The 23,833-nt window shown below is 65.0% G+C and carries 33 protein-coding genes and 2 tRNA genes; 21 read left to right on the forward strand and 14 right to left on the reverse strand.

Annotated features, from left to right (window positions below; all coding sequences use genetic code 11):
• Positions 1–274: hypothetical protein (locus PMN64_RS21910; RefSeq protein ID WP_411782128.1), on the reverse strand; the 274-nt coding region annotated here is incomplete at its 3' end.
• A 251-nt stretch (positions 275–525) separates the two neighbouring features.
• Between PMN64_RS21910 and PMN64_RS21915 the strand changes: the two genes are divergently transcribed.
• From PMN64_RS21915 to PMN64_RS21955, 9 genes are all read left to right on the forward strand, one after another.
• Positions 526–831, forward strand: coding sequence for a hypothetical protein (locus tag PMN64_RS21915; protein WP_411782129.1), 306 nt, complete (start codon positions 526–528; stop codon positions 829–831).
• 9 nt (positions 832–840) lie between these two features.
• On the forward strand, positions 841–2,265 hold the full coding sequence (locus PMN64_RS21920) for a TolC family protein (protein ID WP_411782130.1): 1,425 nt from the start codon (positions 841–843) through the stop codon (positions 2,263–2,265).
• A 12-nt stretch (positions 2,266–2,277) separates the two neighbouring features.
• Positions 2,278–3,633: a multicopper oxidase family protein gene (locus tag PMN64_RS21925; RefSeq protein WP_411782131.1), complete on the forward strand. Its 1,356-nt coding sequence runs from the start codon at positions 2,278–2,280 to the stop codon at positions 3,631–3,633.
• Positions 3,634–3,675: 42 nt separating this feature from the next.
• Positions 3,676–4,149: a cupredoxin domain-containing protein gene (locus PMN64_RS21930; RefSeq protein WP_411782132.1), complete on the forward strand. Its 474-nt coding sequence runs from the start codon at positions 3,676–3,678 to the stop codon at positions 4,147–4,149.
• Between the two features lie 29 nt (positions 4,150–4,178).
• Positions 4,179–4,493: a copper-binding protein gene (locus PMN64_RS21935; RefSeq protein WP_411782133.1), complete on the forward strand. Its 315-nt coding sequence runs from the start codon at positions 4,179–4,181 to the stop codon at positions 4,491–4,493.
• 151 nt (positions 4,494–4,644) lie between these two features.
• Positions 4,645–5,394: a cation transporter gene (locus PMN64_RS21940; protein WP_411782134.1), complete on the forward strand. Its 750-nt coding sequence runs from the start codon at positions 4,645–4,647 to the stop codon at positions 5,392–5,394.
• 128 nt (positions 5,395–5,522) lie between these two features.
• Positions 5,523–5,804 carry a hypothetical protein gene (locus PMN64_RS21945; protein WP_411782136.1) on the forward strand — a complete coding sequence of 94 codons (282 nt, stop codon included), beginning with the start codon at positions 5,523–5,525 and terminating at the stop codon, positions 5,802–5,804.
• Positions 5,805–5,924: 120 nt separating this feature from the next.
• Complete coding sequence (locus PMN64_RS21950) at positions 5,925–7,148, forward strand: MFS transporter (RefSeq protein WP_411782137.1); 1,224 nt, start codon at positions 5,925–5,927, stop codon at positions 7,146–7,148.
• Positions 7,149–7,271: 123 nt separating this feature from the next.
• Entirely contained in the window at positions 7,272–8,183 is a 912-nt protein-coding gene (locus PMN64_RS21955) for a DUF1932 domain-containing protein (protein WP_411782138.1), read from the forward strand.
• A gap of 186 nt (positions 8,184–8,369) precedes the next feature.
• Here PMN64_RS21955 and PMN64_RS21960 read toward each other — a convergent pair whose 3' ends face one another.
• Positions 8,370–8,918: a tetratricopeptide repeat protein gene (locus tag PMN64_RS21960; RefSeq protein WP_304495915.1), complete on the reverse strand. Its 549-nt coding sequence runs from the start codon at positions 8,916–8,918 to the stop codon at positions 8,370–8,372.
• 284 nt (positions 8,919–9,202) lie between these two features.
• On the opposite strand from PMN64_RS21960, the gene PMN64_RS21965 reads away from it, so the two are divergent.
• From PMN64_RS21965 to PMN64_RS21980, 4 genes are all read left to right on the forward strand, one after another.
• Complete coding sequence (locus tag PMN64_RS21965) at positions 9,203–9,523, forward strand: His-rich protein BRANT (RefSeq protein ID WP_038383214.1); 321 nt, start codon at positions 9,203–9,205, stop codon at positions 9,521–9,523.
• A gap of 230 nt (positions 9,524–9,753) precedes the next feature.
• Positions 9,754–10,179, forward strand: coding sequence for a hypothetical protein (locus tag PMN64_RS21970; protein WP_411782139.1), 426 nt, complete (start codon positions 9,754–9,756; stop codon positions 10,177–10,179).
• A gap of 359 nt (positions 10,180–10,538) precedes the next feature.
• A complete protein-coding gene (locus tag PMN64_RS21975) occupies positions 10,539–11,255 on the forward strand; it encodes an outer membrane protein (RefSeq protein ID WP_411782140.1) in 717 nt (238 codons plus the stop codon).
• A gap of 183 nt (positions 11,256–11,438) precedes the next feature.
• Positions 11,439–11,678 carry a DUF6719 family protein gene (locus tag PMN64_RS21980; protein WP_026192929.1) on the forward strand — a complete coding sequence of 80 codons (240 nt, stop codon included), beginning with the start codon at positions 11,439–11,441 and terminating at the stop codon, positions 11,676–11,678.
• A gap of 65 nt (positions 11,679–11,743) precedes the next feature.
• Here PMN64_RS21980 and PMN64_RS21985 read toward each other — a convergent pair whose 3' ends face one another.
• Positions 11,744–11,995 carry a hypothetical protein gene (locus tag PMN64_RS21985; RefSeq protein ID WP_028342643.1) on the reverse strand — a complete coding sequence of 84 codons (252 nt, stop codon included), beginning with the start codon at positions 11,993–11,995 and terminating at the stop codon, positions 11,744–11,746.
• A 510-nt stretch (positions 11,996–12,505) separates the two neighbouring features.
• Here PMN64_RS21985 and PMN64_RS21990 point away from each other — a divergent pair.
• From PMN64_RS21990 to PMN64_RS22000, 3 genes are all read left to right on the forward strand, one after another.
• Complete coding sequence (locus tag PMN64_RS21990; protein WP_050384776.1) at positions 12,506–12,874, forward strand: hypothetical protein; 369 nt, start codon at positions 12,506–12,508, stop codon at positions 12,872–12,874.
• The gene (locus PMN64_RS21995) at positions 12,871–13,719 is read left to right on the forward strand and encodes an alpha/beta fold hydrolase (protein WP_411782141.1); all 849 of its coding nucleotides are present in this window, start codon (positions 12,871–12,873) and stop codon (positions 13,717–13,719) included. The genes PMN64_RS21990 and PMN64_RS21995 overlap by 4 nt, the downstream gene beginning before the upstream one ends.
• Positions 13,720–13,820: 101 nt before the next feature.
• Positions 13,821–14,981, forward strand: a complete 1,161-nt coding sequence (locus PMN64_RS22000; RefSeq protein ID WP_411782142.1) for a DUF2652 domain-containing protein — start codon at positions 13,821–13,823, stop codon at positions 14,979–14,981.
• Positions 14,982–15,023: 42 nt separating this feature from the next.
• Here the strand turns inward: PMN64_RS22000 and PMN64_RS22005 are convergent, their stop codons facing one another.
• The 10 genes from PMN64_RS22005 to PMN64_RS22050 all read right to left on the reverse strand — a co-directional run bounded on the left by PMN64_RS22005 (position 15,024) and on the right by PMN64_RS22050 (position 18,751).
• Positions 15,024–15,557, reverse strand: coding sequence for a hypothetical protein (locus PMN64_RS22005; protein WP_411782143.1), 534 nt, complete (start codon positions 15,555–15,557; stop codon positions 15,024–15,026).
• A 134-nt stretch (positions 15,558–15,691) separates the two neighbouring features.
• Positions 15,692–15,910, reverse strand: coding sequence for a hypothetical protein (locus tag PMN64_RS22010; protein ID WP_411782144.1), 219 nt, complete (start codon positions 15,908–15,910; stop codon positions 15,692–15,694).
• 125 nt (positions 15,911–16,035) lie between these two features.
• Positions 16,036–16,215, reverse strand: a complete 180-nt coding sequence (locus tag PMN64_RS22015; protein WP_038383198.1) for a hypothetical protein — start codon at positions 16,213–16,215, stop codon at positions 16,036–16,038.
• A 55-nt stretch (positions 16,216–16,270) separates the two neighbouring features.
• The gene (locus PMN64_RS22020; RefSeq protein WP_411782145.1) at positions 16,271–16,459 is read right to left on the reverse strand and encodes a hypothetical protein; all 189 of its coding nucleotides are present in this window, start codon (positions 16,457–16,459) and stop codon (positions 16,271–16,273) included.
• Between the two features lie 176 nt (positions 16,460–16,635).
• Positions 16,636–16,881, reverse strand: coding sequence for a hypothetical protein (locus PMN64_RS22025; protein WP_411782146.1), 246 nt, complete (start codon positions 16,879–16,881; stop codon positions 16,636–16,638).
• 68 nt (positions 16,882–16,949) lie between these two features.
• The gene (locus PMN64_RS22030) at positions 16,950–17,183 is read right to left on the reverse strand and encodes a hypothetical protein (RefSeq protein ID WP_411782147.1); all 234 of its coding nucleotides are present in this window, start codon (positions 17,181–17,183) and stop codon (positions 16,950–16,952) included.
• Positions 17,184–17,197: 14 nt separating this feature from the next.
• Entirely contained in the window at positions 17,198–17,455 is a 258-nt protein-coding gene (locus PMN64_RS22035) for a hypothetical protein (RefSeq protein ID WP_411782148.1), read from the reverse strand.
• Between the two features lie 183 nt (positions 17,456–17,638).
• A complete protein-coding gene (locus PMN64_RS22040) occupies positions 17,639–18,019 on the reverse strand; it encodes a hypothetical protein (protein ID WP_411782149.1) in 381 nt (126 codons plus the stop codon).
• 10 nt (positions 18,020–18,029) lie between these two features.
• Positions 18,030–18,104, reverse strand: a tRNA-Thr gene (locus tag PMN64_RS22045).
• 206 nt (positions 18,105–18,310) lie between these two features.
• Positions 18,311–18,751, reverse strand: a complete 441-nt coding sequence (locus tag PMN64_RS22050) for a hypothetical protein (protein WP_411782150.1) — start codon at positions 18,749–18,751, stop codon at positions 18,311–18,313.
• 194 nt (positions 18,752–18,945) lie between these two features.
• Between PMN64_RS22050 and PMN64_RS22055 the strand changes: the two genes are divergently transcribed.
• The 3 genes from PMN64_RS22055 (at position 18,946) to PMN64_RS22065 (ending at position 20,898) form a co-directional block, all read left to right on the forward strand.
• Positions 18,946–19,695 carry an urease accessory protein gene (locus PMN64_RS22055; RefSeq protein WP_411782151.1) on the forward strand — a complete coding sequence of 250 codons (750 nt, stop codon included), beginning with the start codon at positions 18,946–18,948 and terminating at the stop codon, positions 19,693–19,695.
• A 220-nt stretch (positions 19,696–19,915) separates the two neighbouring features.
• Positions 19,916–20,389 (forward strand): hypothetical protein, encoded by a 474-nt coding sequence (locus PMN64_RS22060; protein ID WP_018272262.1) that lies wholly within the window; start codon positions 19,916–19,918, stop codon positions 20,387–20,389.
• Between the two features lie 95 nt (positions 20,390–20,484).
• On the forward strand, positions 20,485–20,898 hold the full coding sequence (locus PMN64_RS22065) for a hypothetical protein (protein WP_411782152.1): 414 nt from the start codon (positions 20,485–20,487) through the stop codon (positions 20,896–20,898).
• Positions 20,899–20,958: 60 nt separating this feature from the next.
• On the opposite strand, the gene PMN64_RS22070 is transcribed toward PMN64_RS22065, so the two are convergent.
• Positions 20,959–21,783, reverse strand: coding sequence for a TrmH family RNA methyltransferase (locus PMN64_RS22070; RefSeq protein WP_411782153.1), 825 nt, complete (start codon positions 21,781–21,783; stop codon positions 20,959–20,961).
• A 309-nt stretch (positions 21,784–22,092) separates the two neighbouring features.
• Between PMN64_RS22070 and PMN64_RS22075 the strand changes: the two genes are divergently transcribed.
• Positions 22,093–22,178 (forward strand) — tRNA-Tyr (locus PMN64_RS22075).
• Positions 22,179–22,481: 303 nt separating this feature from the next.
• Positions 22,482–23,717: a glycosyltransferase family 87 protein gene (locus PMN64_RS22080; RefSeq protein ID WP_411782154.1), complete on the forward strand. Its 1,236-nt coding sequence runs from the start codon at positions 22,482–22,484 to the stop codon at positions 23,715–23,717.
• Positions 23,718–23,833 lie beyond the last annotated feature (116 nt).

Genomic DNA, 23,833 nt, shown 5'->3' on the forward strand with positions numbered 1-23,833 from the left:
AGTCTCGTGGGCTCGGAGATGTGTATAAGAGACAGCCATCATCCTGGCCTATCTGTTTTGCGTTCTCGCGCCGTCCTTCGCGCTCGCATTCGGGGCGCCGTTTCCGTGCCTGACCGATGAGGTCCAGCCGGCTGCCGCGGCGCATGTGCACGCGGCGTCGATGCCGATGGCGCATGCCGAAGGCGTCGCGCACGATCATGCCGCCCACGATCATGGCGGCATGCAGATGCATCAAGCGGCCGATGATGCTGCGCCGCCTGCGAAGCACAGCCACGATGGCAAGACCGCACCGGGGCCGTGCTGCGCGTTGATGTGCGTATCGGCGCTGCCGGCCGATCTTCCCTTCGTCGCAACGCCCTTGCACCCGATCGCCACGCGCCTTTGCGAGGCTCGTCAGAGCTTGCGGAGCGAGGCGCCGGCGCGCCTCTATCGTCCCCCCATCGCCTGATCTTTCGCTGACATCGTGGCTGCGCCGCGCGCACGCGGGCGCATGCCGATTGCTCATCTGATGATCGGGACAGATCCATGTATTCGCATCTCGGGGCGAGGCTCGCCGCCGTGGCCACCAGGCTTGGCTTGCGCGCGCCACCCACATTGCTGCCGCGGATGGCCGCCGCCATCCTCGCATCTGCGCCGCTGGCCGGCTGCATGGCCGACGGCCGGCCGGTTGCGGTCGCAAGCGATCCGGCGAACCCGGCGGCGGGGACGGCCGGCGTCGGCTACCGCCCGACGATCACACCCTACAGCAGCCTGCGTCCGGCGACGCCGCTGCCGTGGCGCGAGCGCAATGACGGCGTGACGCCGCCGGCCAGTTCGACGTCGGATCGGTAGGAGGGCGCCATGCGATATCCGGCCATCGCGCCGATCCTGCTGCTGACATCCGCGCTCGCGGGATGCGCGTCGTTCTCGCCCGACAGCGGCATGGGCGTCGTCTCCGAGGTGACCGAGCAGGCGATCGGCAAGGACGTCGCCTTCGTTCGCAGCGGAGAGGGGGCCGCGAGCGTCGACGCCGCGGTGAAACGGCTGCTCGCGCGCAATTTGACGGCGGATGCCGCCGTGCAGGTCGCGCTCTTGAACAACAAGGGGCTGCAGGCCGCCTATAACGAGCTGGCGCTGGCGGAGACCGATTACGTCGCCGACAGCCTGCCGCCGAACCCGACCTTCTCGGTCTCCCGCATCACCGGAAACGGCGCCAGCGAGGTCGAGCGGCAGGTGGTCGGCGACATCCTCGCGCTCGCGACCCTTCCGGCCCGCTCAGAAATCGCGCGCGAGCGCTTCCGCCAGGCGCAGCTCAAGGCTGCGCTCGCCACCTTGCGGCTTGCCGCCGAGGTGCGGCGCAGCCATGTCGCGGCGGTGGCCGCGAACGAGACGGTCGCGCTGCTGACGGATGCGAAGGCAACCGCGGAGTCAACCGCGCAGCTCGCAAAAAAGCTCGGCGAGACCGGCGGTATGAACAAGCTCGACCAGGCCCGCGAGCAGGTGTTCTACGCCGAGATCACCGCCGACCTCGCCAGCGCGCGGCAGAATGCGGCGAGTTCGCGCGAGCGGCTGGCGCGGCTGCTCGGATTGTGGGATGGCGATCTCGGCTTCCGGATTCCGGACCGGCTGCCGCCGCTGCCCAAGCGGCCGCTGGAACAGCCGTCGATCGAGATCGCCGCGGTCGGTCACCGCGTCGATCTGCAGATCGCGCGGATGGAAATCGTCGCGCTCGCCAAGGCGCTCGATCTCACCGAGGCGACGCGCTTCGTCACGCTGCTCGACGTCGCCGGCATCGACAGGCGGACGCAGGATCCCGAAGGCCCGCCGTTCAGGGAGCGCGGTTTCGACGTCCAGTTCCAGATTCCGATCTTCGACGGCGGCGAGGTGAGGGTACGCCAGGCGGCGGAGACCTACCGCCAGGCGATGAACCGCCTGACCGAGAAGGCGATCAACGTCCGCTCCGAGGCGCGCGATGTCTACCGCGTCCACCGCTCGACCTACGACATCGCGCGCCACTACCAGCGCGAGGTGCTGCCGTTGCGGCAGATCATCACCGAGGAGATGCAGCTGCGCTTCTCCAGCATGCAGGTCGACGTGTTCGCGCTTCTGACCGAAGCGCGGCAGCGGCTCGCCTCACTGCGCGCGGCGATCGACGCCAAGCGCGACTTCTGGCTGGCGCAATCCGAGCTGCAGACCGCGATCAACGGCGGCGGCGCGGCCGGCGCAGCTTCGACACCGTCTTCCATCGCCTCGGCCGCGCAGCCCGCGGCCGGCGGCGGTCATTGAATGGAGCAGCACATGTTTTCACGACGAGGATTTCTCGGCAGCGCGGCGCTGGTCACGGCAAGCGCGGTCAGCGGCCGCGTCCAGGCCGCCGCCATTCCGGAAGCGCCGACCATGGACAAGGTGGTGATGCAGCCGCCGCTGCATCCCACCAGCGGGCCCGACTACCGGCCGGTCGTCACGCTCAACGGCTGGTCGCTGCCGTGGCGGATGAACGGCGACTGGAAGGAATTCCATCTCGTCGCCGAGCCCGTGGTGCGCGAATTCGCCGACGGCATGAAGGCCAATCTCTGGGGCTATAACGGCCAGGCGCCGGGGCCGACCATCGAGGCGGTCGAGGGCGACAAGGTCCGCATCTTCGTCACCAACAGACTGCCGGAGCACACCACGGTGCACTGGCACGGCATGATCGTGCCGTCAGGCATGGACGGCGTCGGCGGGCTCAACCAGCCGCACATCAAGCCGGGCAAGACCTTCGTCTACGAGTTCGAGATGAAGAACAGCGGGACCTTCATGTACCACCCGCATTCCGACGAGATGGTGCAGATGGCGATGGGCATGATGGGCATGTTCATCGTGCACCCGCGCGATCCGGCGTTCCGTCCCGTCGACCGCGACTTCGTCTTCATCATGAGCAGCTACCTCATCGACCCCGGCACCTATCTGCCGAAGGTCAACGAGATGACCGATTTCAACATGTGGACCTGGAACGGCCGCGTCTATCCCGGCATCGATCCGATGCCGATCCGGCTCGGCGACAGGATCCGCGTGCGGATCGGCAACCTGACCATGACCAACCATCCGATCCATGTGCACGGGCACAATTTCGCGGTGACCTGCACCGACGGCGGCTGGGTGCCGGTGTCAGCGCAATATCCGGAAACCACGACCGACGTGCCGGTCGGCGCGGTCAGGGCGTTCGACATGCTCGCCGACAATCCGGGCGACTGGGCGTTCCACTGTCACAAGTCGCACCACACCATGAACGCGATGGGCCACGACATGCGCAACTTTATCGGCGTGTCGCGCCAGGATCTGGCGAAGGCGGTCGGCAAACTCGCGCCCGACGCGATGGTGATGGGATCGACCGGCATGGCGATGGGCAACATGGAGATGCCCGCGCCCGACAACACGCTGCCGATGATGACCGGCACCGGACAATTCGGGCCGATCGAGATGGGCGGCATGTTCACGGTGATGAAGATCCGCCAGGGGCTCGGCCGCGACGATTACGCCGACCCCGGACCGTACAAATATCCGGCGGGCACGGTTGCCTATGAGATCGAGGCGCCGGCCGCCGAGCCCGCGCGCCAACCGCCGGCGGCGCCCGAGCAAAAAGCGAAGCCATCGATGAAGGGAATGAAGATGTAGCGGACCCAGCTCACTCACCAACAACAAGCATCAAACACAAAAATGGAGAATCCAGTGAAGCAACTCACCAGCATCGGCGTCGCGCTGATCGCGCTGTCGGTAACCGCCGCGCCGTCGCGCGGCCACGAGAAGCACGGCCACGAATCCTATTCGGCCGGCGAGCCCGGCGATCCGAGCAAGCCCTCGCGCACGGTCGAGGTCGAGATGAAGGAGATGGAGTTCACGCCGTTCCGCATCGAGGTCAAGCGCGGCGAACAGATTCGCTTCGTGATCCGCAATGCCGGCACCGAGGATCATGAATTTCTGCTCGCGACCACCGAAGAGAATTTGAAGCATGCCGAAGTGATGAAGAAGCATCCGCATATGGAGCATGACGATCCGAACGGCGTTCGCCTCGCACCGAAGAAGAGTGCGGAGATCGTCTGGAAATTCACCAAGGCCGGAACGTTTGAATATTCCTGCCTGATCCCGGATCACCGCGACTACGGGATGACCGGCCGCGTCATCGTGAAATGAAACCAGCAACGAAAGAAAGCACAACAACCATGAACAGGATCATCCGGATCGCGGGCGCGGCCTCGCTTGCGCTGGCGTTGACTTGGAGTGTGCCTTGGGGCGCTGTTTTCGCGCAGGGCGCCGATATCGATGGCGAGGTCAAGAAGATCGACGAGGGCGCCGGGAAGATCACGCTCAAGCACGGCCCGGCCAAGAGCCTTGGCATGGACGCGCCGATGACGATGGTCTACCGCGTCAAGGATCCGGCACTGCTGAAGCAGGTCAAGGTCGGCGACAAGGTCCGGTTCGAGGCCAAGGAGGGCGACGGCGGCTACACCGTCACCGCGATCCAGAAGGCGAAGTGAGGCGACGGCCCGCATCAACAGGTTGGGCTGTCGGCTGAACCCAGCCGGCGGCCCTTGAATCCGCGACGCATGATCGCCAGAGCTGTTCCAGACGGATCGGCTTGAATGGCTTGCGTGGCAGGCCTTATCCTGTCGTCTGGAAGGACGAGCCATGAACGATTGCTGCGGGCAGAAGACGACCGAATGCTGCGCACCGCCGCGGCTGACGCTGCCGATCAAGGCCGGCGTGCGGGCAGGGGACCGCGATCGCGCGGCCGATTCGTGCGGCTGCTCAGGCGGCGTTCCGGTCTTTGACGGTCTCGATCCGCGCTACAAGCGCGTGCTCTGGACGGTCATCGGCTTCAATGGCGCGATGTTCCTGACCGAGATGATCGCGGGGCAGCTTGCCGGATCGCAGGCGCTCAAGGCCGATGCGCTCGACTTCCTTGCCGATACGGTCACCTATGGACTGAGCCTTGCGGTGATCGGCGCCAGCCTGCGTGTGCGCGCCTCCGCCGCGCTGCTGAAGGGCGCGTCGCTGAGCTTGATGGCGTTGTGGGTATTCGGCTCGACCGTCTACCAGACGTTCGTGCTCGGCGTACCGAAAGCCGAGGTGATGGGCGCCATCGGCATGTTGGCACTCGCGGCCAATCTAGGCTCGGTTCTGCTTCTGCTGCCGTACAAGGACGGCGACGCCAATGTCCGCTCGGTCTGGCTCTGCTCGCGCAACGACGCGATCGGAAACCTCATCGTGATGGCGGCTGCTCTCGGCGTGTGGGGATCGGTCTCGGCCTGGCCTGATCTTGCCGTCGCCGCCGTGATGGCGATGATATTCCTCACCTCGTCGGTGCAAATCCTGCGGCAGGCATGGACCGAGTATCGCGAGGCGGCGCTACGCAGCCCGTCAGCGGCGCATGGCTGATGAGGCCGCAAGATAGGCCGCGCCAGGGCAGAAATTTGCCGCGCATTTACCTTAAATGATGGCTCCGGGGGAACGTCCGTGGCAGCGGCGCGTTGCTGTGCATCATTCGCGCACAGAAGGCCCCCTCAATGACAATCAACGCGGCAATACTGATGGCGGCATTGGTGCTGTCGGGAACCGTGTTGGCGCAAAGCTCCGGCCCTTCGGCCGGCTCGGCGGGGGCCGGGCAGGCCGCCAATGTGACCACCACCGGTCAGGCGCTGAACAGCGCCAAGAAGACCGGCGACAGCGGGCCGCCGGTGGAGAAGGCCGCGCGTCCGGCAAAGCCGGATGCCGGCGCTGCTGCGGGCAACACGGTGGGGGCGAGCCGCCCGCCAAAGCCCGATCGTCGCCTCGAGCATTATCCGTAATCACCCTCGTAATCCTGGGGACGTCACCGGGTCTGGGCCGGTTCGGGCGGCATCAGTCATGATATCGTCATGCCGCATCGGCTAGCCAAGGCGTTTGGCTGAAACGCGGTGGACAGGTTCATGGCGGGGAAGAACCGGGCCCAATTCCCGGGAATGGATCGGCACACCGCCGGAGTGCTTCTTGTCCTTGCCGTGGCGCAAGTGTTCGGCTGGGGGATCCTCGGTCTGCCGGCCATTGCCGGTAACCGGATTGCGGCTGATCTCCACATCTCGCTCCCGATGGTGTTTGCCGGCACGTCGACCCTGTACGTGACGATGGGCCTGTGCGGGCCGTTGCTGGCGGAACCGTTCCGGCGCGTTGGCGCGCGGCGCGTCATGATGATCGGCAGCGTGATTGCCGCGCTCGGTTTCGTCGTGCTGGCCTGCGCGCATCAGGCCGCGCTCTACTTCGTCGCCTGGGCAGTCCTCGGTATTGCCGGAAGCGCGGCACTGAGCACGGCCGCCTACATCATGTTGAACGAGGTGGCCGGGCGGAACGCCAAGGGGGCGATCGGCGCGCTGATGCTGGTCACCGGACTTTCCAGCAGCATCTTCTGGCCGACAACCGCGTTCCTCACCGGAGCCATCGGCTGGCGCAGCACCTGCCTGCTCTATGCCGCGGCGATGGTCCTTGTTTGCCTGCCGCTCTACAGCTTCGGGCTGCCGCGCCGCTTGGCCAACGCGGCCGAACCAGCATTGCCACCGGACCGGTCGGCCGCGTCGCCGCCGGCCAGAAGCACGTTCTTCCTGGTGGTCGCAGCAATCGCGCTCAACGCCTTCGTCAGCTTTGGGTTCAGCGCGGTGCTGGTCGAACTGTTGAAGGCGCAGGGGCTGTCGGCACCCGAGGCGGTCGCGTTCGGCTCCACCCTCGGAATCGTGCAGGTGTCGGCACGCGCAATCGACTTCATGGGCGGCGGCCGCTGGGACGGCATCACCACGGGGCTCGTCGCCGGCACGCTGCTGCCGGTCGCGATGCTGATCCTGATCGTCGGCCACGGCAGCCATCTGGCGATTGCGGCTTTCATCCTGATCTATGGCCTCGGCAGCGGCGCGCTTGCGGTCGCACGCGCGACGATTCCGCTGGTGTTCTACGACAGGAGCGCGTTCGCCAAGGCGACGTCGCATATCGCCTTGCCGCTCAACCTGATCTCGGCGGTGGCGCCGCCGGTCCTGGCCGGTCTGCTGACGCGGTTCGGCAGCAACGCCGTGCTCGAGCTGGCGCTCACCTGCTCGATCGGTGCGCTGGTGATGCTCACCATGCTCGGTCGCCGAAGGCGCGTCGTCGGGATCGGCGCGACGTCGTGAAACGCAGCGCCTTTTCGGTCATGGCGCATGTGCCCGGCACACTTCTTGCCTTTGAATCTCTTGCCACCGAGCGCGATACAGCGATCGCAAGCGCGCGCTCAAAGCATGACGCGAGAGGTTGCCATGACCCAACGGCGTATCGGCTTCGTCGGCTTCGGCGAGGCCGCGCAATGCTTCGCGGCGCATCTCGCAGGCAGGCAGGAATCCGCACCGCTGGTGTTTTGCGAGGGCAAGACCCATCGTCCGCCATATTCGGAAGCGTTCCGGAGCATCGCGTCCGCCCGCGGCGTTGAGCTTGTGGACAGCCTGTCCGCGTTGATGGCGCGCGCCGACATCGTGTTCTCCGCGGTCGTGGTCGCAACGGCCGTGCCGGTCGGGCAGGCCATCGCCGGCCTGGTTCGGCCCGGGATGCTGGTGGTCGACGTCAACGCCTCCACGCCCAGAGCCAAGCGGCTGGTGGGCGATGCGGTGACAGCGAACGGTGGTGGCTTCGTCGATGCCAACCTGATGGGCGCGGTCAGCATCTACGGTGCGGCGGTGCCGCTGTACTGCTCCGGCGACGGCGCCGCACGCTTCGCCGAGCTGTTTGCGCCGTTGGGCTTCACGATCGAGCTCGCCGGCCTGGAGGCCGGCACGGCGGCGGCGGTGAAGATGCTGCGCAGCGTGGTGACCAAGGGCATGGAGGCGCTGATCGTGGAGGCGCTGACCGCCGCCTCGCTCGCGGGGGTGCGCAGCGAAGCGCTGCGCGGCATTTGCGAACCGATGGACGCGACGCGCTACAGCAAATTCGTCGACATGTGCGTGCGCACCGATGTGCTGCACGCCGAGCGCCGCGCCGTCGAGATGGATGGCGTCGCCGAGGGGCTGCGCGAGATCGGCCTGCAACCGATCATGACGGAAGCGACCGCCGCACGGCTCAGGACATCGGCGCGGCTCGGCCTGCGCGATGATTTCGCGGCGCGCCAGGTCTACAGCGCCGACGACGTGCTCGATGCGTATGCTGCGAGAATGGCTGATCTCGCTCGCGATTTGTAAATTCGTAGGATGAGTAGAGCGAAGCGAAACCCATCGACTTCGCGCCACGGTGACAGACGATGGGTTTCGCGGAGTTTATCATCGGGCCGCGCTTTGCGCGGACCGTCGGCTCTACCCATCCTACAGCACAGCAAAAAGCCGGCGCAGTCGTCGCGACCACGCCGGCTCGAAAGCGGTTGCCTTAACTCAGTAAACCAGGCCGGTGCCCGGGGGCTTCTCCAGCGCCGCGGCGAGCGAGCGATATTCGTCGCTGTTGGTGCCGGCGAGCTGCGCGATGCGGTTCAGGTGGTATTGCGCCTGATCGCGGTTGCCTTGTTCGACCTGCCAGAGGCCGTAATACTGCCAGGTGCGCACATGGGCAGGGTCGGCCTTCAGCGCGCGCTCGTACCAGATCTGCGAGACCTTGTAGTCGCCGAGCTTGCGATAGGAGTAGCCGATCAGGTTGGCGACGTCGGCGCGATCATCCTGGCCGAGCGCCTTCAGCTGCTCGATCGCGGCGGTGTAGTCGTGCTTGTCGTAGATCGTGGTGTAGGCGGCGCGATAGCTGGCCAGGAACTTCTGATCGTCGATCGCGGAGCTCTTGTCCTTCTTCGCCTTCTTGCCCTTGCTGCTGCCGCTGTCGGAAGCCGGCGGCGAGGGATTGTCGCTGCCCGCGGCATAGGCCGAGATGACTGGCCCGGAGGCGAGCGTCATCGAGAGCACTGCGAGGCCCAAAAACTTCGTCTTCCTGCTCATTCCTGGTTGCTCCTGATCGTTCCTGATCGTGCTCGGTAATCCTACACCGAAGCCTGATGACTTGAACACCCAGGGGTGCAGAACATTCCCGGCCGATCCCACGATTGCGTGATCCTGCTTTTCCGGCGGTGGAGGAGAACATGACAGAGATGTCATTCACATGAATGAAGTCCGTCAGGGTCCTTCAGAACCGGTTCAGCGCGCGGTCCCTAAGGTCACATGCATTGATCGGTGAGGCCGACCATCCGGCCGGAAACCTCTCGATCCCGACGAGGAGGACCATCATGCTGAAGACGATTTCCGCCGCGCTGCTCGCCATGTCCGTGATCGCAGCGCCCGCGCTCGCCGCCGAGACCGGCAAGGCCGCAACGCCCGCGCCGGCGACCACGACCGCCCCCGCGACCAAGGCCGCCCCCGTCATCAAGAGCGAGCAGCTGCCGTCGAAGGTGCGCAACGCCAACGCCAAGATGCACCACAAGCACTATCGCCATCATCGCCACCACAAGCACATGGGCATGCTGAAGGTGAAGTCGCCGAAGCATGCGACCACGCACGTCCGTGCGAAGGTCGCGACCAAGCACGTCGCGCCGGCCAAACGCGGCTGACCCAAGCGCGGTTGAATCTGATCCGAGGGGCGTAGTTTCGATCCACATTGCCCCGCTGCGCCTTTTGGATGCAGAACCGGCCCGTCCGTCCATTGCTTCCCCAATGGCGACGGGCCGGAGTGCGTCCGGCTCCGGTTGTGAACCCGGGCGAAGAATAACCGACTTGCGAATTCCCTTCGGCCGCCCGGCAGTTTATGAGACGCCTCCGGGGACTCAGGGAACAGCGTCGTTTGCGGATTTCATCACAACTGGTAGCCATCCTGCTGCTCTCGCTTCCGCTCGCCGGCTGCCTCACCAGCGACGACGGCGGCGGGCCGACCACCTTCACCGATGACCGGGGCGTCGCCAACCAGCCGTTCCCGGACCGGTACCGCGACCAGATCCTCGCCTTCATGCGGACCTACCTGAACAATCCGGTCGGGGTCCGCGAGGCTGCTATCGCCGAGCCGGCGCAGCGCACGATCGGCGGCCGGCTGCGCTACGTCGTGTGCCTGCGCTACAGCGCGAAGGATACCGACGGCAATTACCGGCCGGCCCGCGAGCGCGGTGTCCTGTTTGTCGACGGCCGGCTCGACCGCATCCTCGACAACCCCGCCGAGCCCTGCGCCGGCGCGTCCTACGCGGCATTTCCGGAACTGGAAAAGATGTCGCGCTAGGGCATGATCCGGAAAAGTGTGAAGCGGGTTTCCGAAAAGATCATGCCCGAACAAGAGGCAGAAGCGTGATCTGATCGCGCTTCTGCGCGGCGGCTTGTCGCAACCCTGATCGAAACGTTAGCGAACTCCGATCACTTTTCGGGGAGCGTTGAACTTCAACTTAGCCGTCTGCGACTTACATGCAGCCGAGATGCGGTTGCTTAACCGGTGAAAAATCTCGCTGTGCCAAGGAACAAACGGGCGTTGTTGCGACCCTGTCACAGCTCGGAAACATCACGGGTCCGGCATTGCCCCAAAGCAACCTAATTGAGGTCACGTTGTTTGGCTTAATAGCGCAGCGTTAGTAACGGGGACCAGAAATGAAGAAGTTTTTGTTCGGCACGGTCGCGCTGGCCGCTCTCGCGAGCCCGGCGTTTGCGGCTGATATGCCGGCCCGCACCTATACCAAGGCACCGCCGCCCTATACCGCCCCCGCGGTCGTCTACAACTGGACCGGTTTCTATATCGGCGGCCATGTCGGCGGCGCGTTCACCGACGGCAACAACCTGATGGGCAGCGACGCGCGCTTCATGGGTGGCGTGCAGGGCGGCTTCGACTATCAGTTCGCCCCGAACTGGGTGATGGGCGTCGAGGCGCAGTATTCCTGGCTGCCCAGCTCCTCGAACAACGGCGTGCTGCTCCCGGGCGGAACGCTGGTGACCGGCAACACCGACCAGCTCGGTTCGGTGACCGGCCGCCTCGGCTACACCTGGGGTCCGGCGCTGCTCTACGCCAAGGGCGGCTATGCCTGGCGCGACAACAACAACATCACCGCGTCGGTCGGCGGCGTGCCGGCGTCCTTCACCACCGATGGCGGCCACAAGGACGGCTATACGGTGGGCGCGGGCCTCGAATACATGTTCGCTCCGAACTGGTCGGCGAAGGCCGAATACCAGTACTACAATTTCGGCAAGACCAACTTCACCAGCGGCCCGGCCGACCTCGTCGGGACTAGCTTCCGGAACGACGAGCACACCGTCAAGCTCGGGGTCAACTACCGCTTCGGCTGGGGTGGCCCGGTCGGCTCCCGCTACTGATCGCGGCTTCATCGCATCAATGAAAAGGCCGGCCTTCGGGGCGGCCTTTTTGTTTGTCTGACGCTGTCTCATTCAGCTGATGTTCACGCCTGATCGTGCAATGCAAAAAATAATTCCTGCATTGCACGGAACTTTCATCGTGCTGCGCTATTATGCGATCGCCGGGCTGGTGGACAAACGAACATGCGTAGTTTTGCGTTAGGGCTGATCCTCTCTGCGGTCTCCGTGCCGTGCCTTGCCCAAACTATCCTCAAATCCGAACCCCTGGCGCTCGCGCCTTATGAGGTCGTGTTCGTGCAGGACGCGTCCTGCTCGGCTGGCAAGGTGCTCAAGGTGACCGGCGCGATCCGGGGTCTGCATCGGCGGAAGATTTGCGTTTCGCTCGCCGCCGAACAGGCCTCGCTGGCGACGGCAACCCCATAGGGGCGGGGCGACCGCACCCATTGCATCCCCGGTCCGCCGCTGCGCGCCGGCCAACCCAACGTCTGTTAGTTCAACCGCGGCTCCAGTCGCGCTTCGCGATCGGCATCGGCCTTGTTCTTGGCCGGATCCTCGTTCGGGTCGAGCTGACACGGCCGGATTTCGTAGTCGTTATCCAGCACCGGGCGGGGCGCTGACTTCTCCTCCTCGGAGACGGCATCCACCACCAGGCCTGATTTCCTGGCCAGCGTCCAGACATCCGCCTCGGTCGGGTAGGCCTTGCTCAGCTTGGCGTCCTGATAAAACAGCGCGTACGGCATTCGTCGTTCCCCAAACAACCGACAACGCCAGCACCCGTTTTGGGTTTCAGGCAATATCGCCGTTCCGGTCACGGAACCGTGAGCGAGCATCCGCGGCAAGCCTCTGAAAATATGAGTCATTTCGGCCCTTTCGCGCAGGGGCCCTGAGTCCTTAACGGGTGGTAAATCCCCGAAAAAAGAATCCCCGGGACTCTCCGGGTAGAATCGCCGGATGCTCCGGTCCATGAGAGCGATCCACCAGCCTCCTTACGAACGCGTGCAGCTCGCCCTTGCGGTTGCGCTGCTCGCGGCCTGCGCCGCGAACGTGGCGCTGGTCTGGTCCTGGCTCTAGATTTCCTGACCCCTGGATCTGCCGGCTCTCGCCAAAATCTGGATGTGGCGGCCACGCGAAATCGCCGGGGCCGCGTGGCGCCGCTGGCGATTGACGGCACCTGCATTCCTTCCATCATTGCCGCCAGAACAAGCGCCCGCTGCGCCCTGCGCGGACGGGCCGCGATCGGGGGAGCTGATATGATCGATACGCTGAAGGAACGGGTCAATGGCGATGCCGGCCTGGTGCGGCGCGGCCGCTACCTCACCACGACATTCCTGCTCGAGATCGGCGCGGCCGCCTGGCTGATCGCGATCCATGAGGGCCGGATCGTCGCGGTGACGAAGGGCCCGTTCGTGATGCCCTCGTCGTCGTTCGCGCTGCGCACCTCGCAGGCGGAGTGGGAGCGGTTCTGCGAGAAGCGGCCGCCGCCGGGCTCGAACGACCTGATGGCGCTGATCAAGCGCCGCGTGCTGAAAGCCGAGGGCGAGCTGCAGATCTTCATGGCGAACCTGCGCTACTTCAAGGAGGCGCTCGGCAAGCTGCGCCGCGAGGGAGTGGCCGCATGAGCGCAAAATTCGAACCGATCGTCGGCCGCTACATGCATCTGGAGCTGTTCGGCCGGGCCCACCGCGTCTATGTCGAGGAGGCGGGCGAGGGCACGCCGCTGCTCTGCCTGCACACCGCGGGCGCCGACGGGCGGCAATATCGCGGCCTGATGAACGATGCGCGCGTCACGCGCAACCACCGCGTCATCGCCTTCGACATGCCCTGGCACGGCAAGTCGTCGCCGCCGCAGGGCTGGCACGACGAGGAATACCAGCTCACCTCCGCGCAATACACGACCATGATCCTGGCGGTGATGGACGCGCTCGACCTCCACAGGCCGATCGTGATCGGCTGCTCGATCGGCGGCCGGATCGCGCTGCATCTCGCGCTCGAGCATCCCGAACGTTTCCGCGCCATCATCGGCCTGCAGGCCGGCGCGCATGTCGATCCCTATTACGACCTGAATTTCCTGCACCGGCCGGACGTGCATGGCGGCGAGGTCGCCGCCGCCATCGTCTCGGGCCTCGTCGGCCCCGACGCACCCGACAAGGAGCGGTGGGAGACGCTGTGGCACTACATGCAAGGCGGGCCCGGCGTGTTCAAGGGCGACCTCTATTTCTACAAGGTCGACGGCGACATTCGCGCCCGCGTCGCCGAGATCGACACGAGACGTTGCCCGCTGTTCCTGCTGTCGGGCGAGTACGACTATTCCTGTACGCCGGAAGAGACGCTGGCGGTCGCGAACAGCATTGCCGGAGCCGAGGCCACCATCATGAAAGGCCTCGGCCATTTCCCGATGAGCGAGAATCCGAGTGAGTTTCTCAAGCACCTGCTGCCGGTGCTGGAGAAGATCGGCGGCCGCTAGCGCACGCCCAGGGTTGCTTTGGTCCTCGACCTCGGGCGGCGCGGTATGACAGACTGCGCATCCGCACGATTGGGCGTGAACCGGTTGCGCAGGAGGTCCCCATGCTTCCGAAGGCTGAAGCGGCCTTTTTCGCGATTGCCGACATCTCCGGCTATACCAACTTCCTCGCGGCGGTCGAGCTCGACCATGCGCAGGACATCATCGCCGATTTCATGGATACGGTGGTGAAAGCGCTGCGCCCGCCATTCCGCCTCGCCAAGTTCGAAGGCGATGCCGCGTTCGTCTACACCACCGCCGAAGCAATCGACGGCTCGCTGCTGCAGGACGCGATCGAGGGCGCCTATTTCAAATTCCGGCGGCGCCTGCGCGACGTGCGCCAGGCCTCGACTTGCGAGTGTCAGGCCTGCGTCGCGATGGGCGATCTCGATTTCAAGTTCGTTATTCATCATGGCGAGATGGTGAAGCAGAAGATGGGCGGGAGAGAGGAGCTCGCCGGGCGCGACGTCATTCTGGTCCACCGGCTGCTCAAGAACACGATTGGTGAGAAGATCGGCGGGCGCGCATATGCGCTCTACAGCGACGCGGCCATCCGCGCGATCGGCGTCGATCCGGTCGCGCAGGGTCTCATCGCCCATCACGAAACCATCGACGTCATCGGCGACGTGACGCTGTGGGCGCGCGATCTCGAAGCGGCGTGGCGGCAGGAAGATGCGCAAACCCGGATGCAGGTGACGCGTGGCGATGCCTACGCCATGCTGGAATTCGACATCGCCGCGCCGCGGCAGACGGTGTGGGAGTTTTTCACCGTGCCCGGGCAATGGCAGAAATGGTGGGACGCCGACGCCATCGTCGAGGATTCCGGCAAGGGACGTCGTGGTCTCGGCACCAAGAACCACTGTATGCACGGCAACCATACCGTCGTTGAGGAGATGCTCGATTGGCGCCCGACCGATTATTTTACGGTGGGCATCACGCTTCCAATTCCGGGCGCGCCGCGGATCGTGATGACTCGCGCCGTTCTGGACGGTCCAAACGGAATGACGCATCTGGAGCTGCGGGTCGCCAAGCCTAAGCCAAAGGATCGAGAGTTCGTCGACGGCGCCGCGGTGAAATACGCCGAACGCATGACCAAGGCGATCGCCGGCTTGCGATCCATGATGGAGGGGAAGCAGCCTGCCCTCGACGCAGTGGAAGAGCCGACGCTGACGCGATCGGGCGGACGCTTTCTGACCGAACCGGTGAAATCGGGCGAGCGCGGCTGAAGCCCAACGGACCCGGACCGATCCGGCAAAAAGGGGGCCCGCTTACTTGCCCGAGCGCGGCAGCTCGTTGATCGCGGCGCGGACCTTGGCCATGGTCGTGGTGCAGTATTCCTCGCGCTCCTTCAGGAAGCGCTGCTGCTGGGCGCGGAAATTGGCAACCCGCTCCCGTACCTCGGATCCGAAGTCGCCGCTGATGTCGAGCCTGGCAAAATGCGGCAGCTGCGCCGGTTGAGGCGGGACTTCGACGACCGTCACCGCCAACGGAGCGGGGGGCAGGCCCTCGAGCACGGTCGGCACCGGAAGCGGAGGCGGCACGACCGCAGCCCGCACCTCGGCCGCAGGCTTGACGCTGAACGTGGCGATCGCCTCGGCCAGGGCCTGTTCAGCGGCGGTTGGCAACGCGGCGACGGGTGCAGGTGTAGCAGCGGGTGGCGCGGCGGTCGGCTTTGCGGCAGGCGGCACCTCCGTCTGCGGGGCAGGCGCCAGCGGCTCGGCGTCGGGCAGCTTGCCCTTCACCGACTGTACGAAGGCCATTGTCTGCGCGATCAGGAGATCGCGTTCCTTCATCCACTTCATGGCGCACCTTGAGCGCGCGGATTCCAGCAAAGCAACCGCGCGGAATCAAGCGCTCGTCATCATGATGGTTGACGAAGACGCCTGTTTGGTAGGCGCGGTGACATAATTGTGACACGCCGCGCGTGGTGGACGGGTCAGCGCTGACGGGGATTGGTGTTCGGCACGAACGGGGTACCGACGATCCGGACCGGGGGCTGACCGCCCGCAGATGCTTGATTCGCGGCCGGCCGGGGCGCGGGGTTCGCCGGCGCGGGTGCCGGATCGAGCAGGGCGACGAGGCCGGCCGCGGCCACGCTGAGCAGCGTGAACGTGCCCAGAAGCAGCAGATTGCGGTCGGATTCGCGGACCCTCATGCGAGGAAAATCGCGTGAGCGGGCATAACGTTCCGAACAAATCCTCAGGGCGTTGTCGAGCTGATTTGGCCTCACCTTAAGAGCGAGCATCAGGAGAGGAGTGAGCCGGCCGGAACGGGGTGGGTTTAGTGGGCCGCCACCGCGGCGGGTACCTGCTCGATGCTGCGGGCCTCGATCAGGTCGGCGTAGCGGCCATATTCCTCGGCCATTTCCAGCAGCTTCTCGCGCACCGCGGCGTCGGTCACCTGCCGGGCCAGCCGTCGCGCCTGATCGGATTGGAAGCGGTAATGTGCTGTGTCGGACATGATGGCGGCTCCTCACATATCTGTAAGGGCCACCCGGCAAAGGTTCATCAAGGCGTCATTGCAGCGTCGGTGGGCGATCCGCCGGCGGGGCCGACGTGGCGGGCCCCGTCTTGTCCTCGCGGACCTCGACTTCGAACCAGCCCATCTCCTTCAGCTCGCGTGCCTTCTTCTCGGCCGCGTCTTCGCTGTCGCGCTTCAGCACGATTTGGCTGGTGCCATCTCGGGCAAGGATCAAATAGGTCATTGGCAGAGTCCCACCCCGCATTCTGCATACCCCGTTTGGGGCCGCAAGAACAGAAGCAAGGCGAGGGATGGGTGATCCTACGGGAAGGATCCCACGATTCCTGCCAGGGAGGTGTCGCGGCGGCTTTCCGAACCGGCCCCTGCGGCGCAGCGCCGATTCGGAAAGGGCGAACTGCCTCAGCGCTTCACCACCACATCGATGTGGCGGTTTCTGTCGTCCCATCGGCCGCTCTGCAGGCAGCTCTCGCGGTAGCTGTCGCAGACGGCGAGGTCGCCGCCATGGGTGCGATTCCAGGTCTTGCAGGTCGACGCGATGAAGGAGCAGGTGCATTTGCCCGACGCGCATTGGCGCTCGACAGCGGTTTCGGCAGTGGCCGCCGAAATGGTGGCGGCGAAGGTCGCGAGCAGGATCAGCAATCTCATGGTGATTCCTCAAAATGGTGAAGCCTGGTCGGCGACAATTTCCGGCCGATCAGGATTGGCGATGCGCCTTAGCGTTGGGTGCAGACGAAGCGCGTGCCGTTCTTCGTCGTGCCGGTGGCCCGGCTGCCCTTCTTCGCGACGGGATAGTTGTTGCCGTTCGAGAAGCCGGTGAGATGGATGTAGGCGCTATCGCCGCCATCATACGACCCCGAGATCAGACCCGGGGCGGAGCAGGTCCAGCCTGCGGCGCTCGCCGGGATGCAGCCGACGGCAAGGAAAGCGAGGGCGAGTGCGATTTTCATGTCCCCTTCAAGGCTCATCGATAGCCCGCGCTGAAGTTATGGTCGCGAATGCCGATCGCCTTGGCCTGTGCTGCGGACACCCGATCCCGACACTGAATGTATCTCAGCACCTGCGCGTCGGTGCCCGCGGAGTGAGCGCGCCACATATCGAGAGTAAAGCCGTTCTTGGCCATGCAGGCCTGGGAGTGAGGGCTGTCATTGCGCTCCCTGGCGCTCGCCGGAGCGACGGCCAGCGTGGACAAGACAATCGCGGTGCAGAAAACAATCTTCATTTTGAAATTCCCAAAGATGAAAGTGCCGGAACAATAGCCAGCGGGAACAAAATCACAAGTAGTCGTCGCGTGGGTACTCAACGTTCTCGCTAGGGCTTCACGCAAGACATTGCGAAGCGCAGAGGTCGTTGCATTGGCTATGTGAGCGCGATCGACGATGTGGCATTCCCGACAACCGGAATACTACGGCTCGCTCTGTACCTTGTGGGCAATCAGGCGAAGCGCTTTGATTGAATCGCGACGACGTGTTCGAATCGCAGCCGGGAACGACGCGGCGTAGGCCGCGCATATCTGGATGGAGGACGCGATGCCCAGGCACTTCGGTTTGAAGGCAGCATCGGCCGCAGGACGGTCGGCGTTCACAGGGTCATCAAGGGATTTGCAGCAGCGGACTGCTTCGGCGTCGGCATCGAAGAAGCATGCTTCGGATAGCTCTGCAGCCTCGAAGCACGCTTCCCCATGCTCGGAACTGCCGTATTCGCCTGCGAGCTGGCGGGGCTGCCGCGGTCGACGGTCGATCTCGGCAGACTGAAGCCGTGTCGCGGCGGCCGGGACGGCGGACATCCAAGCCAATTGGTGCCGGCTGAGGGGATTGAACCCCCGACCTTCAGTTTACAAAACTGCTGCTCTACCGCTGAGCTAAGCCGGCGAATTGGGAATGATTTGCGCGCTCGCATAGCAGACTTGGCGCGCCAGAGCCAGAACCAAGGCCAGAACCGCCAAGGCCAGGATCCCAAGCAGAGCCCGAAGGCCGGAACGTGCGCGGCCCGGATTCCATCATTCGGCGCGCATCGGCCTGGCAGCAAAAAAGGCGGCCCGCAGGCCGCCTTTTGCGCCGTCGGCCTGTCAGCTGAACTACTGGCAGGGATGCTGGCGGCCGTCGCTGCCGCGGAACCAGGTGCCGGGGGTGCAGACAAAGCCGTTCTGCCGCGCATATTCGGCGCCGCCGATCGGGGCGCGGGCATAGTCGGGGCCGCCGAACGGCGCGGTGGCGACCGCAGCCGCCGTGCCGACCGCGCCGCCGACGACACCACCGGCCACGCGGGCCGCGGCGTCGACAGGCGCGAACGGGCCGGGGTCATAGCGGTTGTAGCTGCCCTGCCAGCCTTGGTCCCGCCGACCGATGCGCTGGTGATAGGCGGTGCGGGTGGTGGCCGGTGCCATCGCCTGGCATCGGGCGTCCGGCCATGCATTCGAGCAGCGCGCGGGGGTGCCGATCGTCTGTTGCGCCATCGCCGGGCTCGCCAGCGCCGAGGCGAGCAGGGCTGCTGCGCCGAGGATTTTGAATTGTGTCATGCGAAATCTCCTCTCGTCGTCGAGAGCTAATCTCGCGGCGCCGTGCCTGTTCCAGCGCGGCCTTGCCCCGTGTTCAAAGCAGTGTGAAGTTCTGCAGGTTCGTGCGCATGATGCGTTCCGGAGCATGCTGCCTTTAACGAGAATTGCGTGTAGAGCGGTGAACGAACTGGTGTCGGTGCCGACGCGGGGGATTGATGTTCGGAATCTTGAGTCTTGGCTTTCTGCTCGGCATGCAGCATGCGCTGGAGCCGGATCATATCGCGGCGGTATCGAGCATCGCGGCCCGCCGCACCCATGTCGGTGACATCGTCAAGCACGGGCTGACCTGGGGGCTTGGCCACACGCTCACTTTGTTCATCTTTGCCGGCGCCGCGATCCTGCTCGGGCGCGCGATCCCGGAAACGGTCGCACAGCCGATCGAGACCGCGGTCGGCATCATGCTGGTCGGCCTCGGCGCGCATGTGTGGTGGCGGCTGTGGCGCGACCGCGTGCACTTCCACACCCATTCGCATGGCGACGGCACCACGCACTTCCACGCCCACAGCCATGCCGGTGAAGCCATGGCGGCCACGTCCACCGTGGCGCGTGCGTCCACCGTGGCGCCTGCGTCCACCGTGCCGCACGTCCGCGCAGCGCACAGCCATGCGCACGGCTTCCGCTGGCGCACGCTCCTGGTCGGCCTGATGCACGGCATGGCCGGCTCGGCGGCGCTCCTGGTGCTGACGGTATCGCAGGCCCCAAGTCCGGTGATCGGGCTCGGCTATGTCGCGCTGTTCGGCATCGGCTCGATGATCGGCATGGGCGTGCTGTCCAGCGTGATCGCGGTGCCGCTCGCAGCCTCGGCGCGCTGGCTGACCTGGGCCAATCGCGGCCTGCAAATGGCGGTCGGCGCGGTCACGATCGCGATCGGCGTCCACTCGATCGTCGAGAACGCCTTCACCTGACGGGTAGGCGGCTCCTTGTTTGAGCGTGAAAACCGCTTCGCACTTTTCCGGATCATGCTCCCGGGGCGCGCGTTAACGATTTCTGATTCCGCACGGCCGTATTGACCGGATGCCGATGCTTACGCGTTAGGCTTACCGGCAGTTTGGCCGGCGTCCTTAACCCTTCCGCCAAGCCGTTGGATTAGGTTGCGGGTGAAACAATTCGGGACGCTGGGTGAACATGCGCGCAAGTCTTGCGCTGGCGATATTGGCTGCGATGACCTCGACGGCGCTGGCCGGCGGCGGCTTCGACATTGTCGTGCCGGTGCGGCCCGGCGTGCCGATCATCATTAACGGCGTCGACGCCTCCTATGCCGTGGTCGAAAGCGCGATGGGGCTCGCCCGCAACGAGTCGATGGTGCCGACCGTCTATGGCGGCCGCCCGATCGATCCCCAGCCGAATGTCGGCCACTATTATCCGAGCCTCGGCCGCATGCCGGGTTACGGCCGCCTCGAGATCGAGCCGCCGGCCAACCGCCGCCTGCCCAAGCCGGCCGAGAGCTATCATCAATCGTGGGGTGCGGAATCGGCTCCGCTGCCGGCACAGTCCAACGTGCCGGTCGATCCGCCGCCGGTGATCTACGCGCCGGAGTTCAACGGGCCGCGGCCGCTGCCGCGCCCGTTCCCGCGGCCACCGCGACCCCGAGGATTCTGAAATCAACTGCCCGAAATCAAGAGCCCCGCGAAACGGGGGTCCTGAATAGCCATCAAGAGCTACGCGACGAACAGAGAGACCTACAGGAGAGAGTAATGCGTCAAATGATCAAAGGACTGATTGCGGCGGTGGCCGTCATGCTGAGCGCGCCCGCAATGGCGTGCGGTTTCAACCCTTGCGGCTATTCCGCGCCCGTCGTGAATTACGGCTGCGGTGGTTGCGGTGGCTACGGCTACGGTTACGGCGCCGTCGAACGTCTGCCCGACCCGGATGCCGCTTATCCCAGCGCGGCGCAGCAGTACTATTACGTCAACCAGGGACCGACCTACACCGGTCCGGGCAACTGGGCACCGCGCCCGTACTACCGCGAAGGCTACGGCCGCCCATATTACGGCTATCGCCGCTATGGCTACCGTCACTACGGCTACCGCCATCACTACGGCTACCGTTCGCACTACGGCTATCGCTACGGCCGCTACGGCCATCCGGTGCTGCGCCGCTACTACTGATCCGGCGATCGATCGAAGACATCAGCGCCCGTTCGCGTCACGCGAGCGGGCGTTTGTCGTTCACATCAGCCCGAGCCGGCTGGCGCCGATATAGAGCGCGAGCACACAGGCGTTCGACACGTTGAGGCTCTTGATCTCGCCGGGCATGTCGAGGCGGGCGACGAGGCGGCAGGTCTCGCGCGTCAATTGCCGCAAGCCCTTGCCTTCGGCGCCGAGCACCAGCGCGAGCGGCGCTTGCAGCGCGGCCTTGCCGAGATCCTCCGTGCCCTCGCTGTCGAGGCCGACGGTCTGGAAGCCGCGCTCGTTCAACTCGTTCAGCGCGCGCGCCAGGTTCTGCACGGTGACAACAGGCACGAGCTCGAGCGCGCCGGAGGCGGACTTCGCCAGCACGCCGGTCGCCTCCGGGCTGTGACGGGCGGTGGTGACGATCGCCTTCACCGCGAACGCCGCGGCCGAGCGCAGGATGGCGCCGACATTGTGCGGATCGGTGATCTGGTCGAGCACCAGCACGATGCCCTCCAGCGGCAGCGTGTCGATGCCGGGCGAGGGCAGGGGATCGGCCTCCGCCAGGAGGCCCTGATGCACCGCATCGGGGGTGAGGCGCCGGTCGATGTCGCCGGGCCGGACGATCTCGGGGGCGACGCGGGTCGCGATGTTTTCGTCGGCGAGGCGCTTGGCCGCGTTCTCGGTGAGGTAAAGCTTGCGGATATGGCGGTCGGGGTTGGCAAGCGCGGCCGACACCGTGTGCCAGCCATACAGAATCACCGGCCCGTCGGAACCGGATTCGCGGTCCCGCCGGGCCGGCGGGCGGCCGAATTTCGGGCCTTTTTGGAAGGGTTTACCGCCCTTGCCTCGGAAATTGGGTTTGCGGTCGCGATCGCTCATGTGAGGCTTGTGTCACGGCTCCCGAATATTGGCAATTTTACACAGCGTTTTCGAGCGAAGTGGGGTCCGGTTCGCGTGAAGAAAACGCGACAAAACAAGAATCTAGCCGCAAGACGCACGACTTTGGAACAGAGATCGCCGGAGCCTGCAAAAGTATCCCAAATAGGCCGCTGGCTTGGTTGACTTTGGGGACCGCCTTCCCCCATAAACGCGCCCGACCGCGCACCCGCTTCGGGTCGGCCGGTTATCAGCGTCATTTCGATGACCCGGTCCGCCGCCACTCGCGCGGCCGGTCTGATGCTGTTGGACGGGGGAGTGTCCCGAGTGGCAAAGGGAGCTGACTGTAAATCAGCCGCCTCATGGCTTCGCAGGTTCGAGTCCTGCCTCCCCCACCACGCTTCGCCCTGACGGGCTACGCGTGGCGCAGCCGCGCCGGGGCCCGTCAGGGCGAAGCGTGTCCGGCGTAGCTTGAGCGCCAGCGAAAGCGTAGACGGACTGACATCCTACGGCGCGGCAAGCCCAGAAAACTCCATCGCAGCGAAGTTAGCGAAGGCGGGCCACAACCTACTCGCCCATTCGACGCCTGCGTCTTCACCCTATCCGCGCAAACAGCTCCGGCCGCCGCCGGCGTTCCATTGCTCGGCCCGCGAGTGAAATGATAGATTGCGCCATTTCATGATTGAGCCGTTTCAGACGACATGAAGAAAATTTTGCACTGGGACGTTTCTGCAGGAGATGACCCGGCGCTGATGGTTGCCTGCGTCATCTTGCTTGGCGTCTCGATCCTGGTTTCGATACCGGCATTTTTCGGTGGTGGCGGCCAGGCCGGAATTGATTTTTCATGTTTCTGGGGCGCGGGCGCGATGGCGCTCGAAGGCCATGCGGCGGCGGCCTACGATTGGGAGCAGCTGCATCAGCAACTTGTTCTCCGGGTGCAATCCCTCAATCACGCTCCGTATCCTTACGATCAGGTGCCGGTTCCGTTCTTTTATCCGCCGGTGTTTTTCCTGGTTCTGGCGCCGCTGGCGCTGCTGCCGTTTCCGGTTGCGTTCTGGGTCTGGAGCGCGGCAAAGCTGTCTTGCTGGCTGCTTGTCGCTTATGCCATCCGGCCACGCTTCGGCGCGCTGCTGCTGGCACTCGTTGCTCCGCCTGTATTCTACGACTTCATTTCCGGCCAAAGCGCACTGCTCGCCGCATCGCTGCTCGGCGGCATCCTGCTGACATTGGACAGGCGTCCGCTTCTCAGCGGAATCCTGATCGCGCTGCTGATCTTCAAACCTCAATATGGCGTTCTGCTTCCCTTCGTGTTGATCGCCACCGGGCGTTGGCGCGTCGTCATCACCGCCGCCCTGGTGATTCCGGTGCTGCTGCTGCTCGCCGGACTGATCTTCGGTTGGGATACCTTTGATGGATTCCGCGCGGCCGCCACCTTCGCCACGACGCAATTCCACCTCAGTGGCGCGCTGCCGTGGTACAAGCTTCAGAGTATCTATGGGCTCTTGAGAGACGCCGGCCTTGGCTACGGTTTGGCGATGGCGGTCCACGTCGCCATCGCATCGGTGGTTACGATCGGGGTGCTGATCCTGTGGCGCGGCCATGTCAGCTTCGCCGTAAAGGCCGCAAGCCTGCTGGCGGCAACGCCGCTGATTTCTCCTTACTTCGCGATCTACGATATGCCGATCCTGGTGGTCGCGCTGCTCTTTCTCATGAACGCCACCGCGGGCCGCCTCGCGTCGCGTTCGGGTCGAAGCGCCTTCCGGATCGCGGTCAGCGTCATCTTCGTATTGGGATACGCTTTCCCGTTCGTGCGCACGCCTCTCGGCCCGATGATGTGCGCAACCGTGATCGCGCTGATCTGGACGAGATACCGGCAAGAGGCCGGCGAGACAGCTCCAGGCGAGGAGTTGCGAAAATCCGCGACCGTCGGAGGCTAAAGCAGGATCCGGAAAAGTGCGAAGCGGTTTTCCCTCGCGACAAACGCGGGACGCGTTTGCGCGGAGATCATGCTCAAGCAAAGAGCCTAGGCGCGATGAGGATTCAACCCGATCTC

Source organism: Bradyrhizobium sp. UFLA01-814 (assembly GCF_046718885.1).
In the GTDB taxonomy this organism is placed as follows: Bacteria; Pseudomonadota; Alphaproteobacteria; order Rhizobiales; family Xanthobacteraceae; genus Bradyrhizobium; species Bradyrhizobium elkanii.

Coding starts and splice junctions, on each gene's coding strand:
- PMN64_RS21985 (WP_028342643.1), bottom strand. CDS start 11,995: ATGCCGTACGCGCTGTTTTATCAGGACGCCAAGCTGAGCAAGGCCTAC.
- PMN64_RS22025 (WP_411782146.1), bottom strand. CDS start 16,881: ATGAGATTGCTGATCCTGCTCGCGACCTTCGCCGCCACCATTTCGGCG.
- PMN64_RS22055 (WP_411782151.1), top strand. CDS start 18,946: ATGTTCGGAATCTTGAGTCTTGGCTTTCTGCTCGGCATGCAGCATGCG.
- PMN64_RS22015 (WP_038383198.1), bottom strand. CDS start 16,215: ATGTCCGACACAGCACATTACCGCTTCCAATCCGATCAGGCGCGACGG.
- PMN64_RS21925 (WP_411782131.1), top strand. CDS start 2,278: ATGTTTTCACGACGAGGATTTCTCGGCAGCGCGGCGCTGGTCACGGCA.
- PMN64_RS22030 (WP_411782147.1), bottom strand. CDS start 17,183: ATGAAAATCGCACTCGCCCTCGCTTTCCTTGCCGTCGGCTGCATCCCG.
- PMN64_RS22065 (WP_411782152.1), top strand. CDS start 20,485: ATGCGTCAAATGATCAAAGGACTGATTGCGGCGGTGGCCGTCATGCTG.
- PMN64_RS22035 (WP_411782148.1), bottom strand. CDS start 17,455: ATGAAGATTGTTTTCTGCACCGCGATTGTCTTGTCCACGCTGGCCGTC.
- PMN64_RS21955 (WP_411782138.1), top strand. CDS start 7,272: ATGACCCAACGGCGTATCGGCTTCGTCGGCTTCGGCGAGGCCGCGCAA.
- PMN64_RS21990 (WP_050384776.1), top strand. CDS start 12,506: ATGATCGATACGCTGAAGGAACGGGTCAATGGCGATGCCGGCCTGGTG.
- PMN64_RS22080 (WP_411782154.1), top strand. CDS start 22,482: ATGAAGAAAATTTTGCACTGGGACGTTTCTGCAGGAGATGACCCGGCG.
- PMN64_RS22010 (WP_411782144.1), bottom strand. CDS start 15,910: ATGAGGGTCCGCGAATCCGACCGCAATCTGCTGCTTCTGGGCACGTTC.
- PMN64_RS22040 (WP_411782149.1), bottom strand. CDS start 18,019: ATGTCCGCCGTCCCGGCCGCCGCGACACGGCTTCAGTCTGCCGAGATC.
- PMN64_RS21945 (WP_411782136.1), top strand. CDS start 5,523: ATGACAATCAACGCGGCAATACTGATGGCGGCATTGGTGCTGTCGGGA.
- PMN64_RS22005 (WP_411782143.1), bottom strand. CDS start 15,557: ATGAAGTGGATGAAGGAACGCGATCTCCTGATCGCGCAGACAATGGCC.
- PMN64_RS21995 (WP_411782141.1), top strand. CDS start 12,871: ATGAGCGCAAAATTCGAACCGATCGTCGGCCGCTACATGCATCTGGAG.
- PMN64_RS21920 (WP_411782130.1), top strand. CDS start 841: ATGCGATATCCGGCCATCGCGCCGATCCTGCTGCTGACATCCGCGCTC.
- PMN64_RS21930 (WP_411782132.1), top strand. CDS start 3,676: ATGGAGAATCCAGTGAAGCAACTCACCAGCATCGGCGTCGCGCTGATC.
- PMN64_RS22060 (WP_018272262.1), top strand. CDS start 19,916: ATGCGCGCAAGTCTTGCGCTGGCGATATTGGCTGCGATGACCTCGACG.
- PMN64_RS22020 (WP_411782145.1), bottom strand. CDS start 16,459: ATGACCTATTTGATCCTTGCCCGAGATGGCACCAGCCAAATCGTGCTG.
- PMN64_RS21975 (WP_411782140.1), top strand. CDS start 10,539: ATGAAGAAGTTTTTGTTCGGCACGGTCGCGCTGGCCGCTCTCGCGAGC.
- PMN64_RS21935 (WP_411782133.1), top strand. CDS start 4,179: ATGAACAGGATCATCCGGATCGCGGGCGCGGCCTCGCTTGCGCTGGCG.
- PMN64_RS21940 (WP_411782134.1), top strand. CDS start 4,645: ATGAACGATTGCTGCGGGCAGAAGACGACCGAATGCTGCGCACCGCCG.
- PMN64_RS22000 (WP_411782142.1), top strand. CDS start 13,821: ATGCTTCCGAAGGCTGAAGCGGCCTTTTTCGCGATTGCCGACATCTCC.
- PMN64_RS21965 (WP_038383214.1), top strand. CDS start 9,203: ATGCTGAAGACGATTTCCGCCGCGCTGCTCGCCATGTCCGTGATCGCA.
- PMN64_RS22070 (WP_411782153.1), bottom strand. CDS start 21,783: ATGAGCGATCGCGACCGCAAACCCAATTTCCGAGGCAAGGGCGGTAAA.
- PMN64_RS22050 (WP_411782150.1), bottom strand. CDS start 18,751: ATGACACAATTCAAAATCCTCGGCGCAGCAGCCCTGCTCGCCTCGGCG.
- PMN64_RS21960 (WP_304495915.1), bottom strand. CDS start 8,918: ATGAGCAGGAAGACGAAGTTTTTGGGCCTCGCAGTGCTCTCGATGACG.
- PMN64_RS21950 (WP_411782137.1), top strand. CDS start 5,925: ATGGCGGGGAAGAACCGGGCCCAATTCCCGGGAATGGATCGGCACACC.
- PMN64_RS21915 (WP_411782129.1), top strand. CDS start 526: ATGTATTCGCATCTCGGGGCGAGGCTCGCCGCCGTGGCCACCAGGCTT.
- PMN64_RS21980 (WP_026192929.1), top strand. CDS start 11,439: ATGCGTAGTTTTGCGTTAGGGCTGATCCTCTCTGCGGTCTCCGTGCCG.